Source organism: Stenotrophomonas sp. YJH_SMC_80, assembly GCF_059372495.1.
Window position 1 is genome coordinate 222672 of record NZ_JCAFVP010000004.1, and the last position, 19804, is coordinate 242475.

At 67.0% G+C, this 19804-nt stretch carries 16 protein-coding genes and 1 riboswitch; of the genes, 6 read left to right on the forward strand and 10 right to left on the reverse strand.

Annotation, left to right across the window (positions count from 1 at the left end):
* Window positions 1-98: 98 nt before the first annotated feature.
* A complete protein-coding gene (locus AC5P99_RS09270) occupies window positions 99-1049 on the reverse strand; it encodes a DUF2268 domain-containing putative Zn-dependent protease (RefSeq protein WP_088435799.1) in 951 nt (316 codons plus the stop codon).
* A 206-nt stretch (window positions 1050-1255) separates the two neighbouring features.
* Here AC5P99_RS09270 and AC5P99_RS09275 point away from each other — a divergent pair, with 206 nt between their 5' ends.
* The 5 genes from AC5P99_RS09275 to AC5P99_RS09295 all read left to right on the forward strand — a co-directional run bounded on the left by AC5P99_RS09275 (window position 1256) and on the right by AC5P99_RS09295 (window position 4818).
* A complete protein-coding gene (locus AC5P99_RS09275; protein ID WP_005411880.1) occupies window positions 1256-1831 on the forward strand; it encodes an OmpO family porin in 576 nt (191 codons plus the stop codon).
* 123 nt (window positions 1832-1954) lie between these two features.
* The gene (locus tag AC5P99_RS09280) at window positions 1955-2722 is read left to right on the forward strand and encodes a helix-turn-helix transcriptional regulator (protein WP_329755836.1); all 768 of its coding nucleotides are present in this window, start codon (window positions 1955-1957) and stop codon (window positions 2720-2722) included.
* A 67-nt stretch (window positions 2723-2789) separates the two neighbouring features.
* Window positions 2790-3158: a VOC family protein gene (locus AC5P99_RS09285; protein ID WP_049449296.1), complete on the forward strand. Its 369-nt coding sequence runs from the start codon at window positions 2790-2792 to the stop codon at window positions 3156-3158.
* Between the two features lie 123 nt (window positions 3159-3281).
* A complete protein-coding gene (locus AC5P99_RS09290) occupies window positions 3282-4256 on the forward strand; it encodes a Dyp-type peroxidase (RefSeq protein WP_495213069.1) in 975 nt (324 codons plus the stop codon).
* A 145-nt stretch (window positions 4257-4401) separates the two neighbouring features.
* Window positions 4402-4818 (forward strand): energy transducer TonB, encoded by a 417-nt coding sequence (locus AC5P99_RS09295; RefSeq protein WP_088435797.1) that lies wholly within the window; start codon window positions 4402-4404, stop codon window positions 4816-4818.
* 106 nt (window positions 4819-4924) lie between these two features.
* On the opposite strand, the gene pnuC is transcribed toward AC5P99_RS09295, so the two are convergent.
* From pnuC to AC5P99_RS09330, 7 genes are all read right to left on the reverse strand, one after another.
* A complete protein-coding gene (gene pnuC / locus AC5P99_RS09300) occupies window positions 4925-5494 on the reverse strand; it encodes a nicotinamide riboside transporter PnuC (RefSeq protein ID WP_005407614.1) in 570 nt (189 codons plus the stop codon).
* Between the two features lie 8 nt (window positions 5495-5502).
* Window positions 5503-7692: a TonB-dependent receptor gene (locus tag AC5P99_RS09305; RefSeq protein WP_495213070.1), complete on the reverse strand. Its 2190-nt coding sequence runs from the start codon at window positions 7690-7692 to the stop codon at window positions 5503-5505.
* 72 nt (window positions 7693-7764) lie between these two features.
* A riboswitch (TPP riboswitch) is annotated at window positions 7765-7860 on the reverse strand.
* A 123-nt stretch (window positions 7861-7983) separates the two neighbouring features.
* Window positions 7984-9108 (reverse strand): phosphotransferase enzyme family protein, encoded by a 1125-nt coding sequence (locus tag AC5P99_RS09310; RefSeq protein WP_049449304.1) that lies wholly within the window; start codon window positions 9106-9108, stop codon window positions 7984-7986.
* A gap of 125 nt (window positions 9109-9233) precedes the next feature.
* Window positions 9234-9641 carry a glycine zipper 2TM domain-containing protein gene (locus tag AC5P99_RS09315; RefSeq protein ID WP_014645533.1) on the reverse strand — a complete coding sequence of 136 codons (408 nt, stop codon included), beginning with the start codon at window positions 9639-9641 and terminating at the stop codon, window positions 9234-9236.
* Window positions 9642-9886: 245 nt separating this feature from the next.
* Complete coding sequence (locus AC5P99_RS09320) at window positions 9887-11878, reverse strand: peptidoglycan-binding protein (RefSeq protein WP_049449557.1); 1992 nt, start codon at window positions 11876-11878, stop codon at window positions 9887-9889.
* A 112-nt stretch (window positions 11879-11990) separates the two neighbouring features.
* The gene (locus AC5P99_RS09325; RefSeq protein WP_049449306.1) at window positions 11991-12761 is read right to left on the reverse strand and encodes a hypothetical protein; all 771 of its coding nucleotides are present in this window, start codon (window positions 12759-12761) and stop codon (window positions 11991-11993) included.
* A gap of 378 nt (window positions 12762-13139) precedes the next feature.
* On the reverse strand, window positions 13140-13778 hold the full coding sequence (locus AC5P99_RS09330) for a response regulator (RefSeq protein ID WP_005407620.1): 639 nt from the start codon (window positions 13776-13778) through the stop codon (window positions 13140-13142).
* A 75-nt stretch (window positions 13779-13853) separates the two neighbouring features.
* Here AC5P99_RS09330 and AC5P99_RS09335 point away from each other — a divergent pair, with 75 nt between their 5' ends.
* Entirely contained in the window at window positions 13854-17453 is a 3600-nt protein-coding gene (locus AC5P99_RS09335) for an ATP-binding protein (protein ID WP_495213071.1), read from the forward strand.
* Here AC5P99_RS09335 and AC5P99_RS09340 read toward each other — a convergent pair.
* Both AC5P99_RS09340 and AC5P99_RS09345 read right to left on the reverse strand, forming a co-directional pair.
* Window positions 17447-17848 carry a c-type cytochrome gene (locus AC5P99_RS09340; protein WP_005407622.1) on the reverse strand — a complete coding sequence of 134 codons (402 nt, stop codon included), beginning with the start codon at window positions 17846-17848 and terminating at the stop codon, window positions 17447-17449. The genes AC5P99_RS09335 and AC5P99_RS09340 overlap by 7 nt on opposite strands.
* 65 nt (window positions 17849-17913) lie before the next feature.
* Window positions 17914-19590, reverse strand: a complete 1677-nt coding sequence (locus AC5P99_RS09345; protein ID WP_099605675.1) for an electron transfer flavoprotein-ubiquinone oxidoreductase — start codon at window positions 19588-19590, stop codon at window positions 17914-17916.
* Between the last annotated feature and the right edge of the window lie 214 nt (window positions 19591-19804).

The window sequence follows — 19804 nt, forward strand, 5'->3', positions numbered from 1 at the left end:
CAACAAACCTTAACAAGCGGGATCAAGCGAACTGATCTGCATCGGCGAAGCGCCTTGTGCCTGTTAAACGTTACCCATTCACCTGCATGAAGCCGGCATCACGGCATGCGCGTCTGCGTGCTTTCGCCTACTCCGCACGCAGGTTGCCATCCACTTGCTTCCAGCAGCGCCGCAGCGTTCCCGGGCTGGACATCCAGCAGTTCGGCGACGCCGCTGCGCGTGTCGGCCGCGCGCGCAACATAGGCATGGGCGATGCGATAGCCGATCCAGTAGCCGAGATCTCCGCGGCGCGTATCGTCGCCGGGACCGTTGTACAGCCACCTTGAAAGATCGGTACCCATGCTGTCCTGCAGGAACGCACGCTCCAGCGCACACTCGCGACCCTGCGTCCAACGCTGCAGATGCGCGTTGGCCGGTTGCCCGGAGATCCGTTCGGCCACGTATTCGGCGCCCCCTTCCAGCAGGGTCTGATAGAGCAGGGTGGGCTGCTCGATGTCCACGCGTGCACCGGGCTGTTGCACGTGCACATACTCATGCGCGATCAGATGCACGAAGCGGTCACCTACGTCGGTCTGCATCCAGTCGGCGTTGCACAGTGCTTCCAGTCCGATGACCACACCTGCTTCGGTAGTCACGCCACCACTGTTGCCGCGGCCCACCAGTACGGTGACCGGGGGAAAGCGCGCAGACGGCAACAGGGCGCCAAGTCGATCGACGGCAGCGGCGACGCGCGTGCGGATCGATGGCAATGCGGTCGCGCAGGTTCTCGCTTTCGCAAACAATGCCGGCTTGTCCTGGATGGCCCTGGCCAGCCGCTCCATCGAGCCGATACGGCGGTCGGTGAAGCTGCGCAGGGCATCCGTACCCGCATCCAGATAGCCGTGTTGCAGATCATCGGCGCTTGGGCGCCCTTGGTTGGCGTCCAGCACCTTGAAGAAGCGCGTGACATCGTCTGTCTGTACGACGATGTGCCTGGCAGAAACGATGCGCTCAGCGGCCTGTGCCTGCAGTAGCACAACCGGCGAGGCGATCAGGATCAGAGCCCGCATCAAGCATCGAGCGTGGTGCGCGCAAGAAGCCGACAGCGGTCCCATGCGGAGTTCCCTGAACGCCAGCCTTATTTATACACCAGTCAGTTCAATATTCAGGGTTGATTAGACCCCCTAACGGATAATTCACACCTGTCGACCGCCTCTTCTCTCTCCCCCTCCCGGGAGGCGGCCGACGAAACCAAAATAATTAAAGGTGTGTCCCGATGAACAAGAATTCGCTGCTCGCCCTGGGTCTTCTGGCTGCTCTGCCGTTCGCTGCATCGGCAACCGATGGCCTGTCGTACAACTACGTTGAAGGCGGCTACGTGAACACCGATGCCAAGGGCGGCGACGCCGACGGCTGGAAGGTGAAGGGTTCCGTGGCGGTGCACCCGAACTTCCACATCTTCGGCGACTACAGCGCGCAGGAGACCGACAAGTTCAAGAATGACGTCGACCAGTGGCGCATCGGCGCCGGCTACAACTACGGCATCGCACCGAACACCGACCTGGTGGCTCGCGTTGCGTACCAGAAGTTCGACATGAAGCATGGCCTGGACTTCAACGGCTACTCGACCGAAGTTGGCGTGCGCACCGCGTTCAACCCGTACGTGGAAGGCTACGTGATGGCCGGCTACGAGGACTACACCAAGAAGCACGGCATCAACCCGGACGGCGAGTTCTATGGCCGTGTCGGCGCCACCGCCAAGTTCAACCAGAACTGGGGCCTGAGTGGCGAAGTGAAGCTGGCCAAGGCCGGCGACCGCGAGTGGTTCGTGGGCCCGCGCTTCACCTGGTAACAAACGCCTGTCGTTAGTGCGTGTTGTGCTGGCGTGTGACTCTCTCTCTCTCCCACACGCCAACCGAAGCCCGGCCTCGCGCCGGGCTTCACTTTTATGGGCCCCGTGGCGCCACAATGCGGCATGGGCGACCCTTCCTCTCTTGCAGGCACCGGCACGACCTACCAGGAGCATCTGGCGCCTGCGCCGCTGCGCGGCCACTTTGGCCAGCTGTGGCAGAGCCAGCTTCCTGCCGATGCCGATGGGCACATCACCGTATTGCCCGATGGCTGCGTGGATATCCTCTGGCGCGACGGTGCGCTGTTCGTCGTCGGCCCGGACCGCGTGGCCGCGCACCCGGCGCTGGCACCCGGTGCGCAGGTGCTGGGCGCACGCTTCCGTCCCGGCCAGGCATTGGCCGCGCTGGGCCTGCCCTTGGCCGCGATCATCGGCCAGGCCGTGCCACTGGCCGACCTGAAGGGCGCGTGGGTGAACAAGGCGGCGGCCTCCATCGGCGACACCGCGCCTGCACAGCGCCTGCAGCGAATGGCGAACTGCCTGCAACAGCACATGGGTGCGGCCGCGCTCGATACGCCGGCGCAGCGCGCCCATGTCCTGTTCCAGGCGCTCGCCGCGGGTAATGCCACGCTGGATACGCTGGCGGCGCACTTGGGCCTGAGCCCGCGCAGCTTGCGGCGTTTCAGCCAGTCGCAGTTCGGCTACGGCGCCAAGACGCTGGAGCGGATCCTGCGGCTGCAACGTTTCCTGCGCCAGAGTCGCGCGCTGCCACTGCATTCGTTGGCGATGCTGGCCGCTGATGCCGGCTATGCCGACCAGGCCCATCTCAGCCGCGAGGCGCGTGAATTGGCGGGCATGACCGCCAGCGAGCTGCGCCTGGAGTGGGGACAATGATGGCCGTTTTGTTCAAGACCACTGTGCTGCATTGATCGATGCTGGGCTCCCACCACGGAGCCACGCCATGAATCCTGCCGCGCCCCACGATGCCGAACGCCGCATCGACAACATCGAACTCAACGTCGCCGACATCGCCCGTAGCAAGCGCTTCTACGGCGAGGTGTTCGGCTGGCATTTCACGGACTACGGCACGGCCTACACCGAGTTCGACGACGGCCGTCTGAAAGGTGGCTTCGTGGCCGACGCGCCGGTGCGTGCCCACGGGGGGCCGCTGGTGATCCTCTACTGCGCGGACCTGGCCGATGCACAGCAACGCGTGATCGCCGCCGGTGGCGAGGTGGTGCAGGCGGTGTTCGCCTTCCCGGGTGGTCGCCGCTTCCACTTCCGCGATCTGGATGGCTACGAACTGGCGGTCTGGAGTGATGTGGATTGAGGCCTTCGTAGCTTCGCCGGTGGACGGAACGAGAACCGCTCCGTCCCCGGTCAGGCGGTTCCGCTATGATCGCCCGCACATCGCCACACGCGATGCGTCCGCCTCAAGCCAGCAGGAACCGCCGTGAACTCCCAGCCCGCACCGATCACCGCCGTCAACCACACGCTCGACAACGAGCCGCAGCAGATCACCGCGCCACTGACCCATTCGGCGGCGTTTCTGGTGCTGAAGGTGAAGGATGACGAGGCGTCGATCGCCAAGGCACGCGAGGTGCTGGCCAGCACCGACGACCTGATCAAGAACACCGCCATCCGCGAGATCGAACGCACCTTCACCTGCAACGTGGCCATCGGCCACCGCGTGTGGAAGCCGCTGGTGGGCACCACGCCGCCGCGCGAGTTGCAGCCGTTCCGCGAGATCAAGGGCGCGACCCATACCGCTGTGTCCACGCCGGGCGACCTGCTGTACCACATCCGTGCACGCACGATGGATCTGATCGTGGCGTTCGAGCGCAACCTGCTGATGGCCTTTGGCGATGCGGTGGAGACGGTCGATGACGTGGCCGGCTTCCGCTATTTCGATGGCCGCGACCTGCTCGATTTCGTTGACGGCACCGCCAACCCGGAAGGGCTGTCACTGCCGGAAGCCACCATCGTGGGCGAGGAAGACCCGGAGCATGTCGGCGGCAGTTACGTGGTGGTGCAGAAGTACCTGCACAACCTCGATGCCTGGCGCGCCCAGAAGACCGAAGCGCAGGAAGCGATCATCGGCCGCACCAAGCACGACAACATCGAGCTGGACGATGCGCCGGCCGATGCGCAGAAGTCGCACAAGACGCTGTGCACCATCGAGGATGCCGACGGCGAGCACGAGATCCTGCGCGACAACATGCCGTTCGCCAACCCGGGTCGCGGCGAGTACGGCACCTACTTCATCGGCTACACGCGCCGCCTGTGGGTGATCGAGAAGATGCTCGAGCGCATGTTCATCGGTAATCCCGCACCGCTGCATGACCGCATCCTAGATTTCTCCACCGCCACCACCGGCGTGACCTTCTTCGCGCCCTCGCGCAAGGTGCTGGCCGACCTGGGCGACTGATCGCGGCTCTCGTCCTTGCGCATGCTACTGGCCGCTCTGTTCCAGTAGATCCACGCCACGCATGGCGTGGCTCTACTGTGCCGCCATCTGCCTGTCATCTACCGCGCCGACCATCAGCCGTTGGATGAGAGCGCAGGGGCGGGCGATGGCGATGGCAAGAAACACAACCGGTGCACGCCGCTGGTGGCGGCCACTGGCCGCGTTGTTCGGTGCGCTGGCACTGGGGAGTGCCGCAGTGTCCGCACAGGAAGCCCCTGCGCACTGGATGGCCTATGCCGCCGCCGTGGGGGGGCAGCTGCAGCAGCGCCTGCAGCAGGAGCAGGACCCGCAGGCGCAGCGCGTACTGGAATGGCTGCAGGCACATCCGGACACGCCGACGCCGTTGCCGGTGAGCGTGTGGATCGCGGCGGATGGCCGCATTTCGAAACTGGAATTCGACAGCTTGGGTGACGCCCAGGTCGATGCTGCCCTGCGCGCGACCCTGCAGAGTGCACCCCTGCAGGCCGCGCCACCGGCCGACATGCGCCAGCCGCTGCGGCTGGGTTTGGTGCTTACCCAGTAGATGCACGCCATGCGTGGATGTGTTGGGTAGATGCCTACCTTGCTCGGCAGGCGCGCGCCAACCAAGGTTGGCGACTACCGGTGGCCCAGCCACGTATGGCGTGGCTCTACCGGGTTGCCACCTGTGGCTCGCGAGCGGCGGCGCTCCATGCGCGCAGGCCGAACACGGCCAGGCCGAGGAAGAACACGTACAGCGCGGCGGTCACGTGCAGCGACTTGAACAGGTACGCACCCACATAGACCACGTCCACTGCGATCCACACCCACCAGCAGGCCACGTGGCGGCGGGCCTGCCACCATTGCCCGACCAGGCTCAGACCGGTCAGCAGCGCATCCAACCACGGCAGGGCAGCGTCGGTGAAGCTGTGCATGGCTGCACCCAGCGCCACGCCACCGCACAGGCCGATGGCCAGGTCGCGCAGCAGCGTGCCGCGTGCCAGCGGCACGATGCGGATGCTGCCCTCATCGGCGGCATGCTGCCGCCAGTTGAGCCAGCCATAGACCAGAAAACCACCGAAGGCGATCTGCAGCAGGGTGTCCGAGTACAGCTTGGCCTCGGCGAACACCAGGCCATACAGCGCCACCGACAGCAGGCCCACCGGCCACGCCGCCAGCCGGCGCCGGGCCATCAGCCAGACGCCGAGGATGCTGCACAGTGCGGCGGTCCACTCGAGCATCACGCCGCTCACAGCGCGAACGTCACCGACAGGCGGGCCTGTCGCGGTGCGCCGGGGAACAGGTAGTAGTCACCGCCGCTGCTGCCGGTATCGCGCCAGTAGAAGCGGTTGAACACGTTGTCCACCGACAGGTTCCAGGTCACTGCGCGCTCGCGCAGGCGATGCTGGAAACGCAGGCCAGCGTCGAACACTGAATAGTCGGGTGCGCGCACGCCACCGTCGGCGCGGGCCACGTTGGCACCGGCATAGCGCCAGCCGCCGGTCACGTCCAGGCCCTGCACGAACGGCAGCGCATAGGCCAGGTGCACGCTGGCGCGCACCTTCGGCAGGTTCACCAGCTGATGGCCTTCATAGGCCGGCGTGCCGGTGTCGCGCGCGCGCGCCGGCAGCACGCTGGCGCTGGCCACGATCTGCAGCGCATCGGTCAGCTGGCCGTTGGCGGTCAGCTCCAGGCCGGTGTGGGTCTGCGTGCCTTCCTCGACGAAGGTGTAGCCGACGTCGCTGCTGTCCGGCTTGGCGTACTGGTACGGCTGCGAAATGCGGAACACGGCCGCGCCCAGGGTCAGCGCTTCGACCGGCACGTACTTCACGCCCACTTCCAGCTGCCGCGACTGCACGGACGGCAGGAAGGTGTCGGCGTTGCTGGTCCAGAACGGCGCTTCCTGGCCCAGCGAAATGCCGCGCACGTAGCTGGCATAGGCATTGAGCTGGTCGGTGGCCTTCCACACCACCGCAGTCTGCGGCAGGAAGCGCGACAGGCGGCTGTGCCGCTGCGGGGTGCCACGCTTGTCGTAGGCGCGCTCATCGAGGCGCACGAAGCGGCCACCGGCCAGCCACTGCCAGTCATCGCCGAAGCTCATCCGGTCCAGCGCGAAGAACGCGGTCTGGCGGCTGTCCAGGCGCCGTGCGGACGGTCCCGGCATCTTCGGCGACGGCGCGAATACCGGCACCGGTGCTTCGTGGATGTTGGTGGTGCCGACGTACTCGTTGACGCTCGGGCGCTTGTCCACGGTGCGCCGGAAGTAGTCGGCACCGACGGTCAGCTCATGGCCGACGCTGCCGGTCTCGAAGCGGCCACGCAGCTCCGCACGGGCCTGCTGGTTGCGGCGGGTGTCGTCCGGGCTGCGGTAGTCGTAGACGTCATAGTCGCCGTTGGGCGCGAAGTAGTTGCCTGGCACGCTGCCATCGGCGCACAGCACGGCGTAGTAGCAGCCGTAGGCGAAGGCGACGTTGTCATCGATCACCGAACGGCTGTGGCCGACCGAGATGCGCGACTGCCAGGCCTCGTTGAAGTCGTAGGTATGCAGCGCGGTGATGTTGGTGCTGGCGATATCCACCGGGCGCTGCCACGGCTGGTAACCCAGCAGGTGTTCGCGGTCGACGCCACGCGGCAGGTCGCGTGCGCCCAGCAGTTGGTAGCCGGACACCGAACGCTGCGAGCTGGTCTGGTAGTTGGCATCCACTTCCAGCTTGCCGCGTTCGCCAATCAGCCAGTCGGCGGCCAGCGAGTAGAAGTTGCGGCGACCGTCGGCGTGCTCGACATAGGAGTTGCTGGAATCCCATGCGGCATTCAGGCGCAGGCCGAAACGCGGGGTGATCCAGTGGCCGACATCGACGGCGACGTAGCGCGAGCCTTCCGAATCGGTACCGAGCGTGGCGGTGCGCACTTCGGCCGGGCGCTTGCCGATGTAGTTGATGATGCCGCCCGGCGCCATCACGCCTGCGGCCAGGCCGGCTTCACCCTTGAGGATCTCCACCGACTGCACGTTCTCCAGCGCCAGGCGCTGTTCGCCGGCGATGGACAGGCCGTTGAAGCGGTAGCCGGTGGCGGCGTCCAGGGCGAAGCCACGGATGGCGATGTTCTGGTAGTAACCCACCGGCGCATACGCATCACCCAGCGAGGCATCGTTGCTGGCCAGCTCGGACAGCGAACGCACCTGGCGACGGTCCAGGTAATCGCGCTCAAGCACGTTCACCGAGGCCGGCGTGTCCTTCCAGCTGCCGCCACCGAAGGCGTTCACGCGTGAGGTATCGGCCTTCGGTTTGCCGGCCTGCACGCGTACCGCCGCCAGTTCGGTGGGCGAGCGCTCGGCGCCGGTGGCAGCCGCATCAGGGGACGCATCGGCCTCGCTGGCGTGCAGTGGCAGCGCAGCGCAGAGGGCGAGGGAGAGCAGGGTGGGGCGCAGGCAGCGGTTCATTCGGTTCGTCTTCGGACAACAAGGGAGACGAAGCGACGGCGCGCAGGTGCACAGGGCCCATGATGGGGGGTGTGGCTGCGGCTCAAAGCTCCCTACGCCGGTGCAAACCGGATCAGGTTCCAAGGGACTCTCTCAGCCTGGCAGATCCAGGCACCCCCGCTTCAGGTGACCATTTCACTACAAATGGTACGGATTTGCGAGCCGGCGTTCTTCAGGCTGCGGGGTCCAGGCTGCGGGGTCAGATCCCTTTCCGCAGGAAAGGGACCTGATCCCAATGGTGCGCCAACCGGGTCACGCCGCCGCGTGCAGCGCCTGCAGCAGTGCCTGTCCCGGCGCGCTGTGGAACCACGCCGGATGCCCCAGCATGAAGGGCTGCCACGCGACGTCGGCATTGGCGGTCGAGCCGGTGACGCCTTCGAAGTACTCCACTTCGGACAGTGCGAAGTCGAAATGGACCATCGGCAGCAGGTCGGCCAGCAGGTGCACGCGTGCCGCCGACAGCGGCAGCACCTGGCGGTAGCCGTCGAGCAGGGCCAGCGCGATATCGATGCGCACCGCCTCCATGCCGCGCTCCAGTTCCAGCCACGCCACCGCGTTGCGCTCGATCGCCGTGGCGAGGTCGAACAGCGCACTGGTGGGCGAGGCCAGGCCAAAATCCAGCACGGTACTGATCTGCCCATCGCGCCACAGCAGGTTGGAAACGTGCCAGTCGTTGTGCGCCCACAATCGTGGCTCATCGCGCAGGCGCTCGGCCAGGCCGGCATGCCACGGCAGCACGTCGCGCTGCAGCTGCGCTTCCCATGGAATGCGCGCGAGATAGCGGGCCAGCCCGGGACGCTCGTGCAGCTCTGCCTTGATGGCCGCGATCGGATCGTCGGCACGGATCAGATCGTCGCGCGCGACCAGCACATGGGTGCTGCGTTGGGGCGCGTGGTAGCTGGCGGCGGCCCGGTGCAGCTGCGCGAGTGTGCGCCCGGCTTCGCGGGCCTGCGCGACATCGGTCAGCAGCGACCACGACACGGCGTCGCGGTACAGGTCCTCGCCGACGCCGATCGCATGCAGCTCGAACGTCCATTCGCCATGTTCGGCCGCAGTGTGGCCATCGGCCGCTGGCAGCACCTGCACCACCGGTACGCCCGCTGCGGCGAGATGGGCGATGAAGTGGTGCTCTTCTTCCAGGCAGGCCGCACTGCGCACGCTGTGGTGATGGCGCTTGACGAACACCGCGCCGTTCGCGCCGTTGACGATGGCGGCAGCCGACAGCGGCCGCGGGCTGTGCCAGCGCGGTTCGCTGCCGATGTGCAGCTGCGGGTAGCGCTGGCGCAGCCACGCGATGTCCGCCGCGCTGATCGGTGGCCAGTCGGCAGCGACCTCGTCGTTGTTGAGGCCCTGCACGCGGTGGGAGGAAGAAGTCATGCCGCAGCCCCAGTGGGGAAAGTCACATCCAAGGCTGCGCATTCAACGCCATGCACGCGGCCAACGCAAACGGGCGGGTCATCGACCCGCCCGTCCGTGCATCGGCATGGAAGATGCCGCGCTGCTTACCAGCCGCGATGGCGACCGCGGTCGTGGTAGTAGCGGTTGTCGTAGTAGCGCTCGCGTTGCCAGCGACGGTCATCACCGCGGTCGTAGTAGCCGCTGCGGTAGTAGCCACGGTCGTAACGGCGATCGTAGCGGTCGTCGTAACGGCGATTGTCGTAGTAACGGCGGTCGCGGCGGTCGGAGGTGGTCAGGTTGCCGATCGCGCCGCCGGCCACGGCGCCGCCGACGGTGGCAGCGGGATCGCCGTTGGAGAGCAGGTTGCCGGCCACGCCACCGACCACGGCACCGACCAGGGTGCGCTTGTCCTTCCTCGACATCGCGCTGGCATCGCTGACCACGGCGACACCGGCCACCAGTGCCAGGGCCATCGCCAGACCACGGAAGCTGAGTGTGGAAGTACTGAGCATGTTCGTTCTCCTGTGAGGTGCATGCCACGCTGGGCAGGGAGGGCGCGGGCGCCCCGGCTGCCGTGGAGACCACGCTGACGTTCCAACATTGCCGGAACATTGCCTGGTCCACCGTGCGGCTTGCGCATTCATCTAGCGGCAGGCGGCATGAAGCAAGGCTGAAAGCGGCCTCGGCCGCTCAGCTGGCAGAAAGGGAAAAGGCCACGCGGACGTGGCCCTCCCTTCTCTGCCAAGGCGTTGCGGGCTCAGACGCCCATCGCCTTCTGTGCCTGCCGGGCCTGCTCCTGCTGGGCGTCCTGCTGCTGGTGCAGCACGTTAGGCGCGCCCTGCACGGCACCGCTGCTGAGCGCGATGCTCTGCTCGCTGGCGGCTCGGGTCTCCACCGCCACGCGGCTGGCCGCCGGGTCACCGATCGTGCCCTGCACGGCAAACAGGCGTTCACCGTTCGGGCTGGGCACCACCGAGTCGATGCGCTGCAGGCCGGCGGCATGCGCCTCCTTGGTCAGGGCCGCGGCGGCGCTTTCCAGCGCGTGGCGATCCTTGAAGGTGCCGGCCGGCAACAGTTCCAGACCCTTGCTGGCCTGGATGAAGAGCGGATTGCGCGGGTGCCGTTCGTCGTTCAGCAGCGGGCGCTCGCGGGCTTCCTTGATGGCCTCCAGCGTCTTCGCCCCGACAATGCCGTCGACCACCAGGCCGTTGTCCTTCTGCAACTGGCGCACCGCCGCGTCGGTGTTGCGGCCGAAGCGGCCATCCTCGACCAGCGGTTTGCCGTCGGCACCGACATAGCCGAGGTGGCCCAGCTGCTCCTGCACCTTGCGCACGCCTTCGCTGTGCGCGCCCTGCTTGTACAGTTCGGCGTGCGGGGTGGCAGCGGCCTTGTGCTCGGCGGCAGGCTTGCCCTGGGCCTGCTCGTGCGACGGGGTGCGGTTTTCCAGCAGGTCGCGCGCCTTGGACAGCGGATCGGAGGCGTACAGCTTCCAGTTCGGGTGCTCCTTCACCTGCTTGAGGTAGTCCTCCACCGGCATGGTGTGCACGCCCTTGCTGCCGGTGGACTGGCTGATCAGCAGCTTGTCGGTGGTGGGGTCGCGCACCACCATCACGATGTGGTCGATGCCGTTCCAGTGCTCATGGCGGGTCTTGGCCGTATCCAGGCCGATGATCATGCCTTCCTTCAGCGCACCGGGCTTGAGGATCGCGTCGCGGTCAAGCAGCACGCCGGACTGGTCGAATGCCTTGCGCACGATGCCGCCGGAACCCAGGTTGCCCAGGTCGATGCGATCGGCCTTGCTGAAGACCGCATGCCCGGCCTTCTGGTTGATCTCGTCCATGGTGCGGTTCTGCAGCGTGCCGACCCAGCCGGAGCAGTCGATGTAACCCTGCTCCACGTTCTTGCCGGTCTTGCCCGGTACGTACAGCGCGTGACCCGGAATGTTGATGGCGTACTTCACGTGGTCGTACTTCACGCCGGCCTCGTAGGCGGCCTGCAGTTCGATGCCCGGCTTCGGTGTGGCAGCCGCCGTTGCGGTTGCCGCCAGCGTGGCTGCACCCGCCGCCACGGCTGCGCTGGCCTGTGCAGGCGCGGCCGGGGCCTGGCCCTGGCCCTGCGCCACCGCCTGCGGCTCGATGTTCTTTTCCGGAATGCTGATCGCCGCGTACTTGTGGATGTAGTAGCTGGAGAACGTCCGCGCCAGGTCGCCATCGTTCATGCCGCGCATCTCGGCCAGGGTGTGGCCGGTCAGCGCCTTCGCGTCGGAACCGATCTGGTTCAGCACGTTGCGGCGCATGTTGATCTCTTCGCCGTGGCCGTTGCGGACCACGCCGAAGGTGCCGGTGGCAATCGCGGTCTGCACCGAGCCATAGCCGGCGCTGCCCTGCTGGTGGGCCAGGTACAGGTCCAGGCCGGTCGGCGTACTGCCTCCGGACAGGTACGGGTGGCCGGTGCGCTCGTTGCGGCGTGCCATCGAGTCCAGGTTGTCCTGGTACATCTTTGCGGCCGCTTCGGTGTTGCGGGTCGGGTCGAACTCGTGGCCGGTCAGGTGGTACTGGCGCGCGGAGCCGGGCACGAACTGGAACAGGCCCTTGGCGCCGGACGAGGTGTTGTGGGCGCGCTCGTTGAAGGTGCCGCCGGTCTCGATGTGCGCGAAGCGCATGAAGTCATCGACCGGAAGGCCTTTCTGCCGGGCGACCTGCTCGACGATGTCCAGGACTTCCTTTCTGCTGTAGTCATGCTGTGCCATGACGTTTTCCTCGGGGTTGATGGAGCGGCGCATGCCGCGAATCGCCAACCGGACTCATCCGTGAGTCAAGAACATGTCGGTCAACAGGAAACCCGCGCGTGGGCGGGTGCTATCAGGGCGCGATGTACTGCTGGGTCGCGCTGTCGAAGGTGTAGTGCACGGCGTCGCCGGCGCCCAGTGCACGGGTCTTGCCGGGGCCTTCGATGGTGGTGCCCTTGAAGGTCACGGTCAGTCGCGGCAGGCCGTTGCCGTCGGCAGCGAAGGCCAGTTCGCCATCGCTGTCGGTGCAGGGCATCACGTTGCCTTCGTCGCAGGCGGCGCTGTTGTCCTCGCCCGTACGCACCGAGCCGACATAGCGCCAGACCTTGCTGTCCACGTCGTCTTCGCTGCGCTTGGGGTTGAACAGCAGCAGTGCATAGCCGGTGCTGCTGATGCCGCGGTCGAAGCTGCTGGTCGGCACCGCCAGCAGCAGGCGACCGTCGGCGGTGCGATGTTCAAGCGGCTTGCGCCGGGTATCGACATCGTCGGCCTTGTCGTACGCGCCCAGCGCGCCGATGGTCCATTCCTGACCACGGAACTTCCATGGCTTCTTCGCGTCGGCGCCGGCCAGCACGAAAGTGGCCTCGGCGAGGTTGGCGCGATCATCCGGGCCGGCCGGCGTCTGCTCGCCCGGCTTGCCGTAGTGCTCGCGGGTATCCCAGGAGAAACCCGTGTAATACGTGGTGCCATCGAGGGTGAAGGTGTGGCCGAACCAGAAGGTCGCCACGCTGCCGTTCTGGACCTCGTAGGAGGTCGCGCCATCACCGTCCACCTGGTAGGTGAAATACATCACGGTCGGCGCGTCGGGCGGGGTGACGGCGGTGTCGGGAGAGGTGTTCTGCATCGGGGCAACATCCTGTCGGGGCGCATCGGCAGCCTGCACGGGGGCGCCAGGCTGGGAGGACGAGGGGGCCGGATCGGCGGCGCTGCAGGCCGCAGCGGAAAGAGAGACGAGCAGGCACGCCGCGAATGCGCGCAGGGGCCGCAACGGCAGGGTCCAACATGGCTCGGGGGGGTGATGCATGCGCCTCTCCATGGTCAGCGTTGCCGGGCCAGACGGCCGGCAGGAAACCGCACCCCATCCACCTGGGACGGGAGCGAGGACATGAGCCGGTCGATTCCTTCGACCTCGCATTGAAAACCCATGCCGGGTCATCTTGGCACAGAACGGCGGCCGGTCAAAGAGGGCGGTGACAGATGCCCTTACAGTGTGATCTGGTTCTCAGATCTTGCCGTCGCGCAGGTAGTCGAACAATTCGGCGTCGCCCTTCAGGCCCAGTTTGAGCATGGCGTCGCCTTTCTGCCGGCTGATGGTGCTGACGCTCTTGTGCAGCTGCAGCGAGATCTCCTTCACCGTCATGCCGGTGCCGAGCAGCCGCAGCACTTCCACCTCGCGTGGCGACAACGGCTTGCCGTCGCCCTCGCGCATGCGCCAGCTGCCCGCAGCCTCGACCCGCTCACGCAGGCTCCGGCTGATGTAGGGCTGGCCCCGATAGACCGCCTGGATGGCCTGCGGCAGTTCGTCCATCGACGAGCTCTTGTCGACCAGGCCGAGCACGCCGCTGTCGAGCACCATGCGCAGGATCGCCAGGTTGTTGGAGACGCTGAGCATCAGCACCGGCAGGTCGGGGAAGCGGCGGCGGATCATGCCGATCATGGCGAAGCCGTCGGCCTGTGGGCTGCCTGGCATGGAATAGTCGGTCACCAGCAGGTCGCAGGGTTGGCTGCCGAGCAGGGCCATCAGCGCCTGCGCGCTGTCAGCCTCGCCGACCACGCGGCCGACCCCGCTCGATTCGATGACGGCGCGGGTACCGATACGGACCACAGGGTGGTCGTCTGCGATGATGATGCGCAAGCTCATTGCTCTAGTATGGCCACCGGGCAAGCCGGGCCGCGACCATCGCGGCCCTGTCAGGATTCTAGGAGATCGACGCCGATGCGTAGCTGGGCTGTTCGCGGGCTGGTCCTGCTGCTGGCCGTGCTGGTGCTGCCCGTGGCGCTGGCACAGGCAGTGCCCGGGCTGTTGCCGCTCAGTCCCCTGCAGCGCGAGTACCTCGCCGCCCATCCAAGCATCGTCGTGGGCCAGTATGACAGCGGCTGGCCGCCGTTCGAGTCCCTCCGTGATGGCCAGCAGGTTGGCCTGGGGCCGGATTATCTGTCGCTTCTCGCCCGTCAGCTGGGTGTGAAGGTCGAGGCGAGGCGTTATTCCGACTGGACATCCGTGCTGGATGCGGCCTGTCGTGGCGAGATCGACGTGGTAATGAATGTCGGTCTCAGTGCCGACCGCACCCAGTGCATGGTCTATACCGCTGCCTATGGCGAGGCGCCGTTGGCGCTGGTGGGGAGGCCGGGCGATCTGCGTGCTTCGAACATGCCCGACCTGGACGGATTGCGGGTGGTCATCGAGCAGGATTTCCTGACCGGCCCGCAGGTGCGGGCACGTTTCCCGCGTGCGGTGCAGCTTGTCGCAAACAGCTCGTTGGCTGCGCTGCAGATGGTCAGAGACGACAAAGCTGATGTCTACATAGGCAATGCCTACGTTGCCACCGAGCTGATCGCACGCCAGCACCTGCAGGGTGTCGTCCTGCTGCGTCCGAGCGACCTGCCTCCCGAACGGATGCACTTCGGCGTTCCCAACAGCAAGCAACCGCTGGCCGAAGCGCTGGACCTGGCGCTGGCCGCGACCAGCCAGGCCCAGCGCGATGCACTGGCACAACGCTGGCTGCCCCTGCCGCAGTGGTCGGCATCGGCGCAGCTGGCGCTCAGCCAGGCCGAGAAGCGGGTTCTGCAACAGCCGTTGAAGATCGGCTTCGCGCCGAACGCCGCCCCATTGTCGTTCGCCGACGAGGATGGCAGGCCCACCGGCCTGGCCAGCGAGTACCTGGCGCGGCTGATGCAGGCCGGTGCCAACCTGCAGGCGCAGAACAGCCATGACTGGTATGAGGTGCGCGAGAAGGCGCGCCGCGGCGAGCTGCAGGCGGTGATGGGCATTCCCGTTGATTCGCACTATCTGGGCCCGGACTGGGTGTACAGCCAACCCTTCATCAGCGTGCCGAACGTGATCGTCAGCCGCCACGACAGCCCGGCGCTGCTGGGCCTGTCCGACCTCCAGGACAAGCGCGTACTGCTGTCGGATCCGGAGCGCGTACGCGGTTACGTGCTGCAGCAGGCGCCGCAGGCCAGGATCGTCGCCGCGCGCAGCGCCGAACAGGCCATGCAACGCCTGATCGATGGTGAGGCCGACGCCTACGTGGGCAATCTGGCCCTGGTCGACCACCTGCTGCGCACGCGTTTCCCGGGACGCCTGCAGGTTGCCGCGCCCGCGGGCTTCAACGACCAGCTGGCACTGGCCGTGGAGCGCCGGCATGCGGCGCTCGCCACGACCTTCGATCGCTTGCTGCTGCAGATGACGCCACGCGAGCGCGAAGCGCTGCGCGGCGACTGGCTGGCGGTGGAGTACCACAACGGCATCGACTGGCGAAGCACGCTGCGCTGGGGTGTACCGCTGCTGCTGGTGCTGCTGACCGCGCTGCTGGTGCATGGCATCGGCTACTGGCGCCTGCGCCGCGAGGTGGCCGGGCGCCGCCAGCTGGAGCAGCGCCTGGCCGAAGTGACCGACAACCTGCCTGCCGTGGTCTACCAGGCCCGTCGCGAGGTTGATGGCACGCTCCGCTTCCCGTTCATTGCCGGTGACCTCCAGGCGCTGTTCGGGATCACCCGACAGCAGGCTGAGCAGGACGCCACGATGTTGCTGGAACGCGTCGAAGAGGACGATCGCGCGCGCATCCTGCAGGCGGTCGAACAGGCCGCGCACCAGTTCGCACCGCTCATGCTGGAATTCCGCCTGCGGGGCAATGGAGCAGGCCCGCGTTGGGTGCGCACCCAGGCGCAACCCTATGCCGCCGAAGCCGGTGTGGTGACCTGGAGTGGCTACTGGGTGGATGCCAGCGAGGCTCGTGCACAAGCGGATGCCCTGACCGCAGCCAAGGCCGAGGCCGAGCAGGCGGCCGAGGCGAAATCCCGCTTCCTGGCCACCATGAGCCATGAGATCCGCACGCCGATGAGTGGCGTGCTGGGGATGCTGGAAGTGCTCGCGCACTCACCGCTGGATGCAGAACAGAAACGCATCCTTGGCGTGATCGAGGATTCGGCGCAGATGCTCCGGCAGATCCTTGACGACATCCTTGACTACTCGCGGCTGGAGGCCAACGCATTGCGGCTGGAGCCGGTACCGCAGCCGCTGCGGCCGTTGCTGGAAAGCGTGTGCCGGTTGTTGTCGGCGCAGGCCAGCGCACGTGGGCTGGACCTGCACGTGCAGATTGATCCGCAGCTGGCAGCCGCGCACGAAGTGGATGGCGTGCGCCTGCGCCAGATCGTGTTCAACCTGCTCAGCAACGCCATCAAGTTCACCGTGCGCGGCGAAGTGCGGCTGCAGCTGGAAGTGCTGGGGCCGACCGCCGAAGACGGCAGCCAGCCGCTCTGCCTGAGCGTCACCGATACCGGCATCGGCATCGCACCGGAACAGCTGCAGCACCTGTTTGCGCCGTTCACCCAGGCCGGTGCGTACATCCAGCGCGACCATGGTGGAACCGGCCTGGGCCTGAGCATCTGCCAGCGCCTGGTGCAGATGATGGATGGCGAGCTGGAACTGCACAGCACGCTGGGCGAGGGCACCCGCGCCGAGGTGCGGCTGTCGCTGGTGGAAGCCGGCAGCAGTGATGTTGAAGCGCTGGTCGCCGAGCAGGAACAGGCGGCGCTGCTGCCGCCGGCGTTGCGCCAGGCACGCGTGCTGGTCATCGAAGATCATCCGACCAACCAGGCGATGATGGCCTGGCGGCTGCAGCAGCTGGGTGTGCCGCATGTGCTGGTCGGCGATGGCCAGCAGGGGCTGGATCGCCTGGCATCGGAGCACTTTGATCTGGTCATTACCGATTGCCGGATGCCGGTACTGGATGGTTTCGCCTTCACCCGCCTGCTGCGCGAACGCGAAGGCCGCAACGGCCAGCCGCGGCTGACCGTACTGGCGCTGACCGCCAGCGTGCTGGACGACGATGCACGTCGTTGCCGTGAAGCCGGGATGGATGAGGTGCTGGCCAAGCCATTGTCATTGGCGACACTGCGCGCGGCACTGCTGCGCTGGTTGCCGCAGGCGCAGGGGCAACGGTTCGAGGAGCCGCTGGCCGAGTCCGCTGCCGTCGATGACAGGACGCTGCCCGATCTGGACAGCCTGCAGCGGCGCTTCGGCTCACGTGCGGTCGCCGAGCAGTTGCGCGACAGCCTGCTGCAGGCCAGTGCAGGTGACCTGGCCGCTGTGCAGCGCGCGCTGGAGGCCGGCGACCGTGAGGCTGCCGCGCTGCACCTGCATCGCCAGGCCGGTGGCTTGGGCGCGGTGGGAGCGACGGTGCTGGCCGCGCAGGCCAATGCACTGGTCGAGCGCCTGCAGGATGCGGCCGAGACCGATCCGGTGCCGCTGTTCACCGCGGTGGCGGCATTCGTGGCGCGGCTGCAACAGCAGTTGCAGCGCCTGGCTCACTGAGCCGACTGCTGCTGCAGGTAGGCGATCACCAGCGCACGGCGTTCGGCGCTGGGGAAGGCGTTGTACATGCGTGTGCCCGGTACAACATGGGTGGGTGACTGCAGGAACGCATCCAGGGTCTGCGCGGACCAGGTGATGTCGGCGCGGCGCATGCCGTCGGAATAGCCGTAGTCGGGTAGGCTGCCGGCGCGACGGCCGATCACGCCGTGCAGGTTCGGGCCGAAGCGGTGGATGCCGCCAGGCTGCACGGTGTGGCAGCCGGCACACAACTCGAACGCGCGTTGCATGGCCTGCTGCTGCGCCTGTTCCGGCGTGGCGGGCGCTGCAGGCGGGCGCTGGCAGGCCGTGGCGGCCAGGGCCACGGCAACAGCGATGAGCAGGAATGATGCACGCATGGGCGGGCAGGATAGCGGTGCGTGGCAAGCGACGGGCTGCGACGCTCGGTCGCAGCCCGTGGCGTTCACATGCCCGAGTAGTTCGGGCCCCCGCCGCCCTGCGGGGTCACCCACACGATGTTCTGGGTGGGGTCCTTGATGTCGCAGGTCTTGCAGTGCACGCAGTTCTGCGCGTTGATCTGCAGGCGCGCGCTGTCGGCTTCGCCGACGAACTCGTACACGCCGGCCGGGCAGTAGCGCGCTTCCGGGCCTGCGTACTCGGCCAGGTTCACCTTCACCGGAATGCTCGGGTCCTTCAGCGTCAGGTGGCTGGGCTGGTTCTCGTCGTGGTTGGTGCTGCTCAGGAACACCGAGCTGAGCCGGTCGAAGGTCAGCACGCCATCCGGCTTCGGGTAGGCGATGCGGGTGTGCTTGGCCGCCGGTTCCAGGCAGGCGTGGTCGGGCTGGGTGCGGTGCAGGGTCCACGGCGGGTTGCGCACGCCCAGCTTGGGAAGCAGCCACTGCTCCACGCCGGTCATCAGCGTGGCCACGGTCTGGCCCTTCTTGAACCACTGCTTGAAGTTCTTGGCCTGCTGCAGTTCGGTGAACAGCCAGCTGGCTTCGAACGCCGTCGGGTAGGCACTCAGTTCATCGTGCTGGCGGTCGGCGGCCAGTGCATCGAACGCGGCGTCGGCGCACAGCATGCCGGTCTTGATCGCGGCGTGGCTGCCCTTGATGCGGCTGGCGTTGAGGTAGCCGGCCTCGCAGCCGACCAGCGCGCCACCGGGGAACACCGTCTTCGGCAGCGACAACAGGCCACCGGCGGTGATCGCACGCGCGCCGTAACCGATGCGGGTGCCACCCTCCAGGTGCTTGCGGATGGACGGATGGGTCTTGAAACGCTGGAACTCTTCAAACGGGCTCAGCCACGGGTTCCTGTAGTCCAGGCCGACCACGTAGCCGATGGCGACCTTGCCGCCGTCGGCGTGGTACAGGAACGCGCCGCCGTAGGTGTCGCTGTCCAGCGGCCAGCCGGCGGCATGCACCACCAGGCCCGGCTCATGCTTGGCCGGGTCGATCTGCCACAGTTCCTTGATGCCGATGCCGTAGGCCTGCGGGTCCTTGCCTTCGTCCAGCTTGTAGCGGGCGATCAGCTGGCGGCCCAGGTGGCCGCGTGCGCCTTCGGCGAAGATCGTGTACCTGGCGTGCAGCGCCATGCCGCGCTCGAAGGCCGGGCCGATGCTGCCGTCCTTCTCGATGCCCATGTCGCCGGTGGCCACGCCGATCACTTCGCCGGTGTCGCCGTACAGCACCTCGGCGGCGGCGAAGCCGGGGAAGATCGCCACTTCCAGCGCCTCGGCCTGCTGCGCCAGCCAGCGGGTCACTTCGCCCAGGCTGATGATGTAGTTGCCTTCGTTGTGGAAGCACTCCGGCAGCAGCGCGTTGGGCGTGCTGCGTGCGCCGGTTTCGCTGAGGAACAGGAATTCGTCGCGGGTGACCTTCTGCTTCAGCGGTGCGCCACGCTCGGCCCAGTCCGGGAACAGTTCGGTCAGCGCGCGCGGATCCATCACCGCGCCGGACAGCACGTGCGCGCCTGGTTCGGACCCCTTCTCCAGCACGCACACCGACAATTCGCGGCCGGCTTCGATCGCGCGCTGGCGCAGGCGGATCGCGGTGGCCAGGCCGGCGGGGCCGGCGCCGACGATCACCACGTCGAATTCCATTACTTCACGCGGGGGCAGGGCGTTGGCTTCAGCGCTCATCGATTGCATGACTCGTGGGTAGGGCCGGCATCGGGGCCACCGGCGGTGCCTGGGAATCGCGCGTGCGGCCACGGGCGAAACGGTTGTTTGAATGTGTCAGGGTACCGGGACGCGCGTGATCGAGCTAGATCGCCGATGTTCACGTCATGATTGCTGCAGTGCAGCGTAATGCTCGCGGCCGGGTAGGTGCCAACCTTGGTTGGCACATTGTTTC

What these genes read in the sequence shown, in the direction of transcription:
- AC5P99_RS09315 (WP_014645533.1), bottom strand. Translation starts at nt 9,641, where the DNA reads ATGCTCAGTACTTCCACACTCAGCTTCCGTGGTCTGGCGATGGCCCTG.
- AC5P99_RS09270 (WP_088435799.1), bottom strand. Translation starts at nt 1,049, where the DNA reads ATGCGGGCTCTGATCCTGATCGCCTCGCCGGTTGTGCTACTGCAGGCA.
- AC5P99_RS09345 (WP_099605675.1), bottom strand. Translation starts at nt 19,590, where the DNA reads ATGAGCGCTGAAGCCAACGCCCTGCCCCCGCGTGAAGTAATGGAATTC.
- AC5P99_RS09340 (WP_005407622.1), bottom strand. Translation starts at nt 17,848, where the DNA reads ATGCGTGCATCATTCCTGCTCATCGCTGTTGCCGTGGCCCTGGCCGCC.
- AC5P99_RS09330 (WP_005407620.1), bottom strand. Translation starts at nt 13,778, where the DNA reads ATGAGCTTGCGCATCATCATCGCAGACGACCACCCTGTGGTCCGTATC.
- AC5P99_RS09335 (WP_495213071.1), top strand. Translation starts at nt 13,854, where the DNA reads ATGCGTAGCTGGGCTGTTCGCGGGCTGGTCCTGCTGCTGGCCGTGCTG.
- pnuC (WP_005407614.1), bottom strand. Translation starts at nt 5,494, where the DNA reads ATGCTCGAGTGGACCGCCGCACTGTGCAGCATCCTCGGCGTCTGGCTG.
- AC5P99_RS09310 (WP_049449304.1), bottom strand. Translation starts at nt 9,108, where the DNA reads ATGACTTCTTCCTCCCACCGCGTGCAGGGCCTCAACAACGACGAGGTC.
- AC5P99_RS09305 (WP_495213070.1), bottom strand. Translation starts at nt 7,692, where the DNA reads ATGAACCGCTGCCTGCGCCCCACCCTGCTCTCCCTCGCCCTCTGCGCT.
- AC5P99_RS09275 (WP_005411880.1), top strand. Translation starts at nt 1,256, where the DNA reads ATGAACAAGAATTCGCTGCTCGCCCTGGGTCTTCTGGCTGCTCTGCCG.
- AC5P99_RS09285 (WP_049449296.1), top strand. Translation starts at nt 2,790, where the DNA reads ATGAATCCTGCCGCGCCCCACGATGCCGAACGCCGCATCGACAACATC.
- AC5P99_RS09320 (WP_049449557.1), bottom strand. Translation starts at nt 11,878, where the DNA reads ATGGCACAGCATGACTACAGCAGAAAGGAAGTCCTGGACATCGTCGAG.
- AC5P99_RS09280 (WP_329755836.1), top strand. Translation starts at nt 1,955, where the DNA reads ATGGGCGACCCTTCCTCTCTTGCAGGCACCGGCACGACCTACCAGGAG.
- AC5P99_RS09295 (WP_088435797.1), top strand. Translation starts at nt 4,402, where the DNA reads ATGGCGATGGCAAGAAACACAACCGGTGCACGCCGCTGGTGGCGGCCA.
- AC5P99_RS09325 (WP_049449306.1), bottom strand. Translation starts at nt 12,761, where the DNA reads ATGCAGAACACCTCTCCCGACACCGCCGTCACCCCGCCCGACGCGCCG.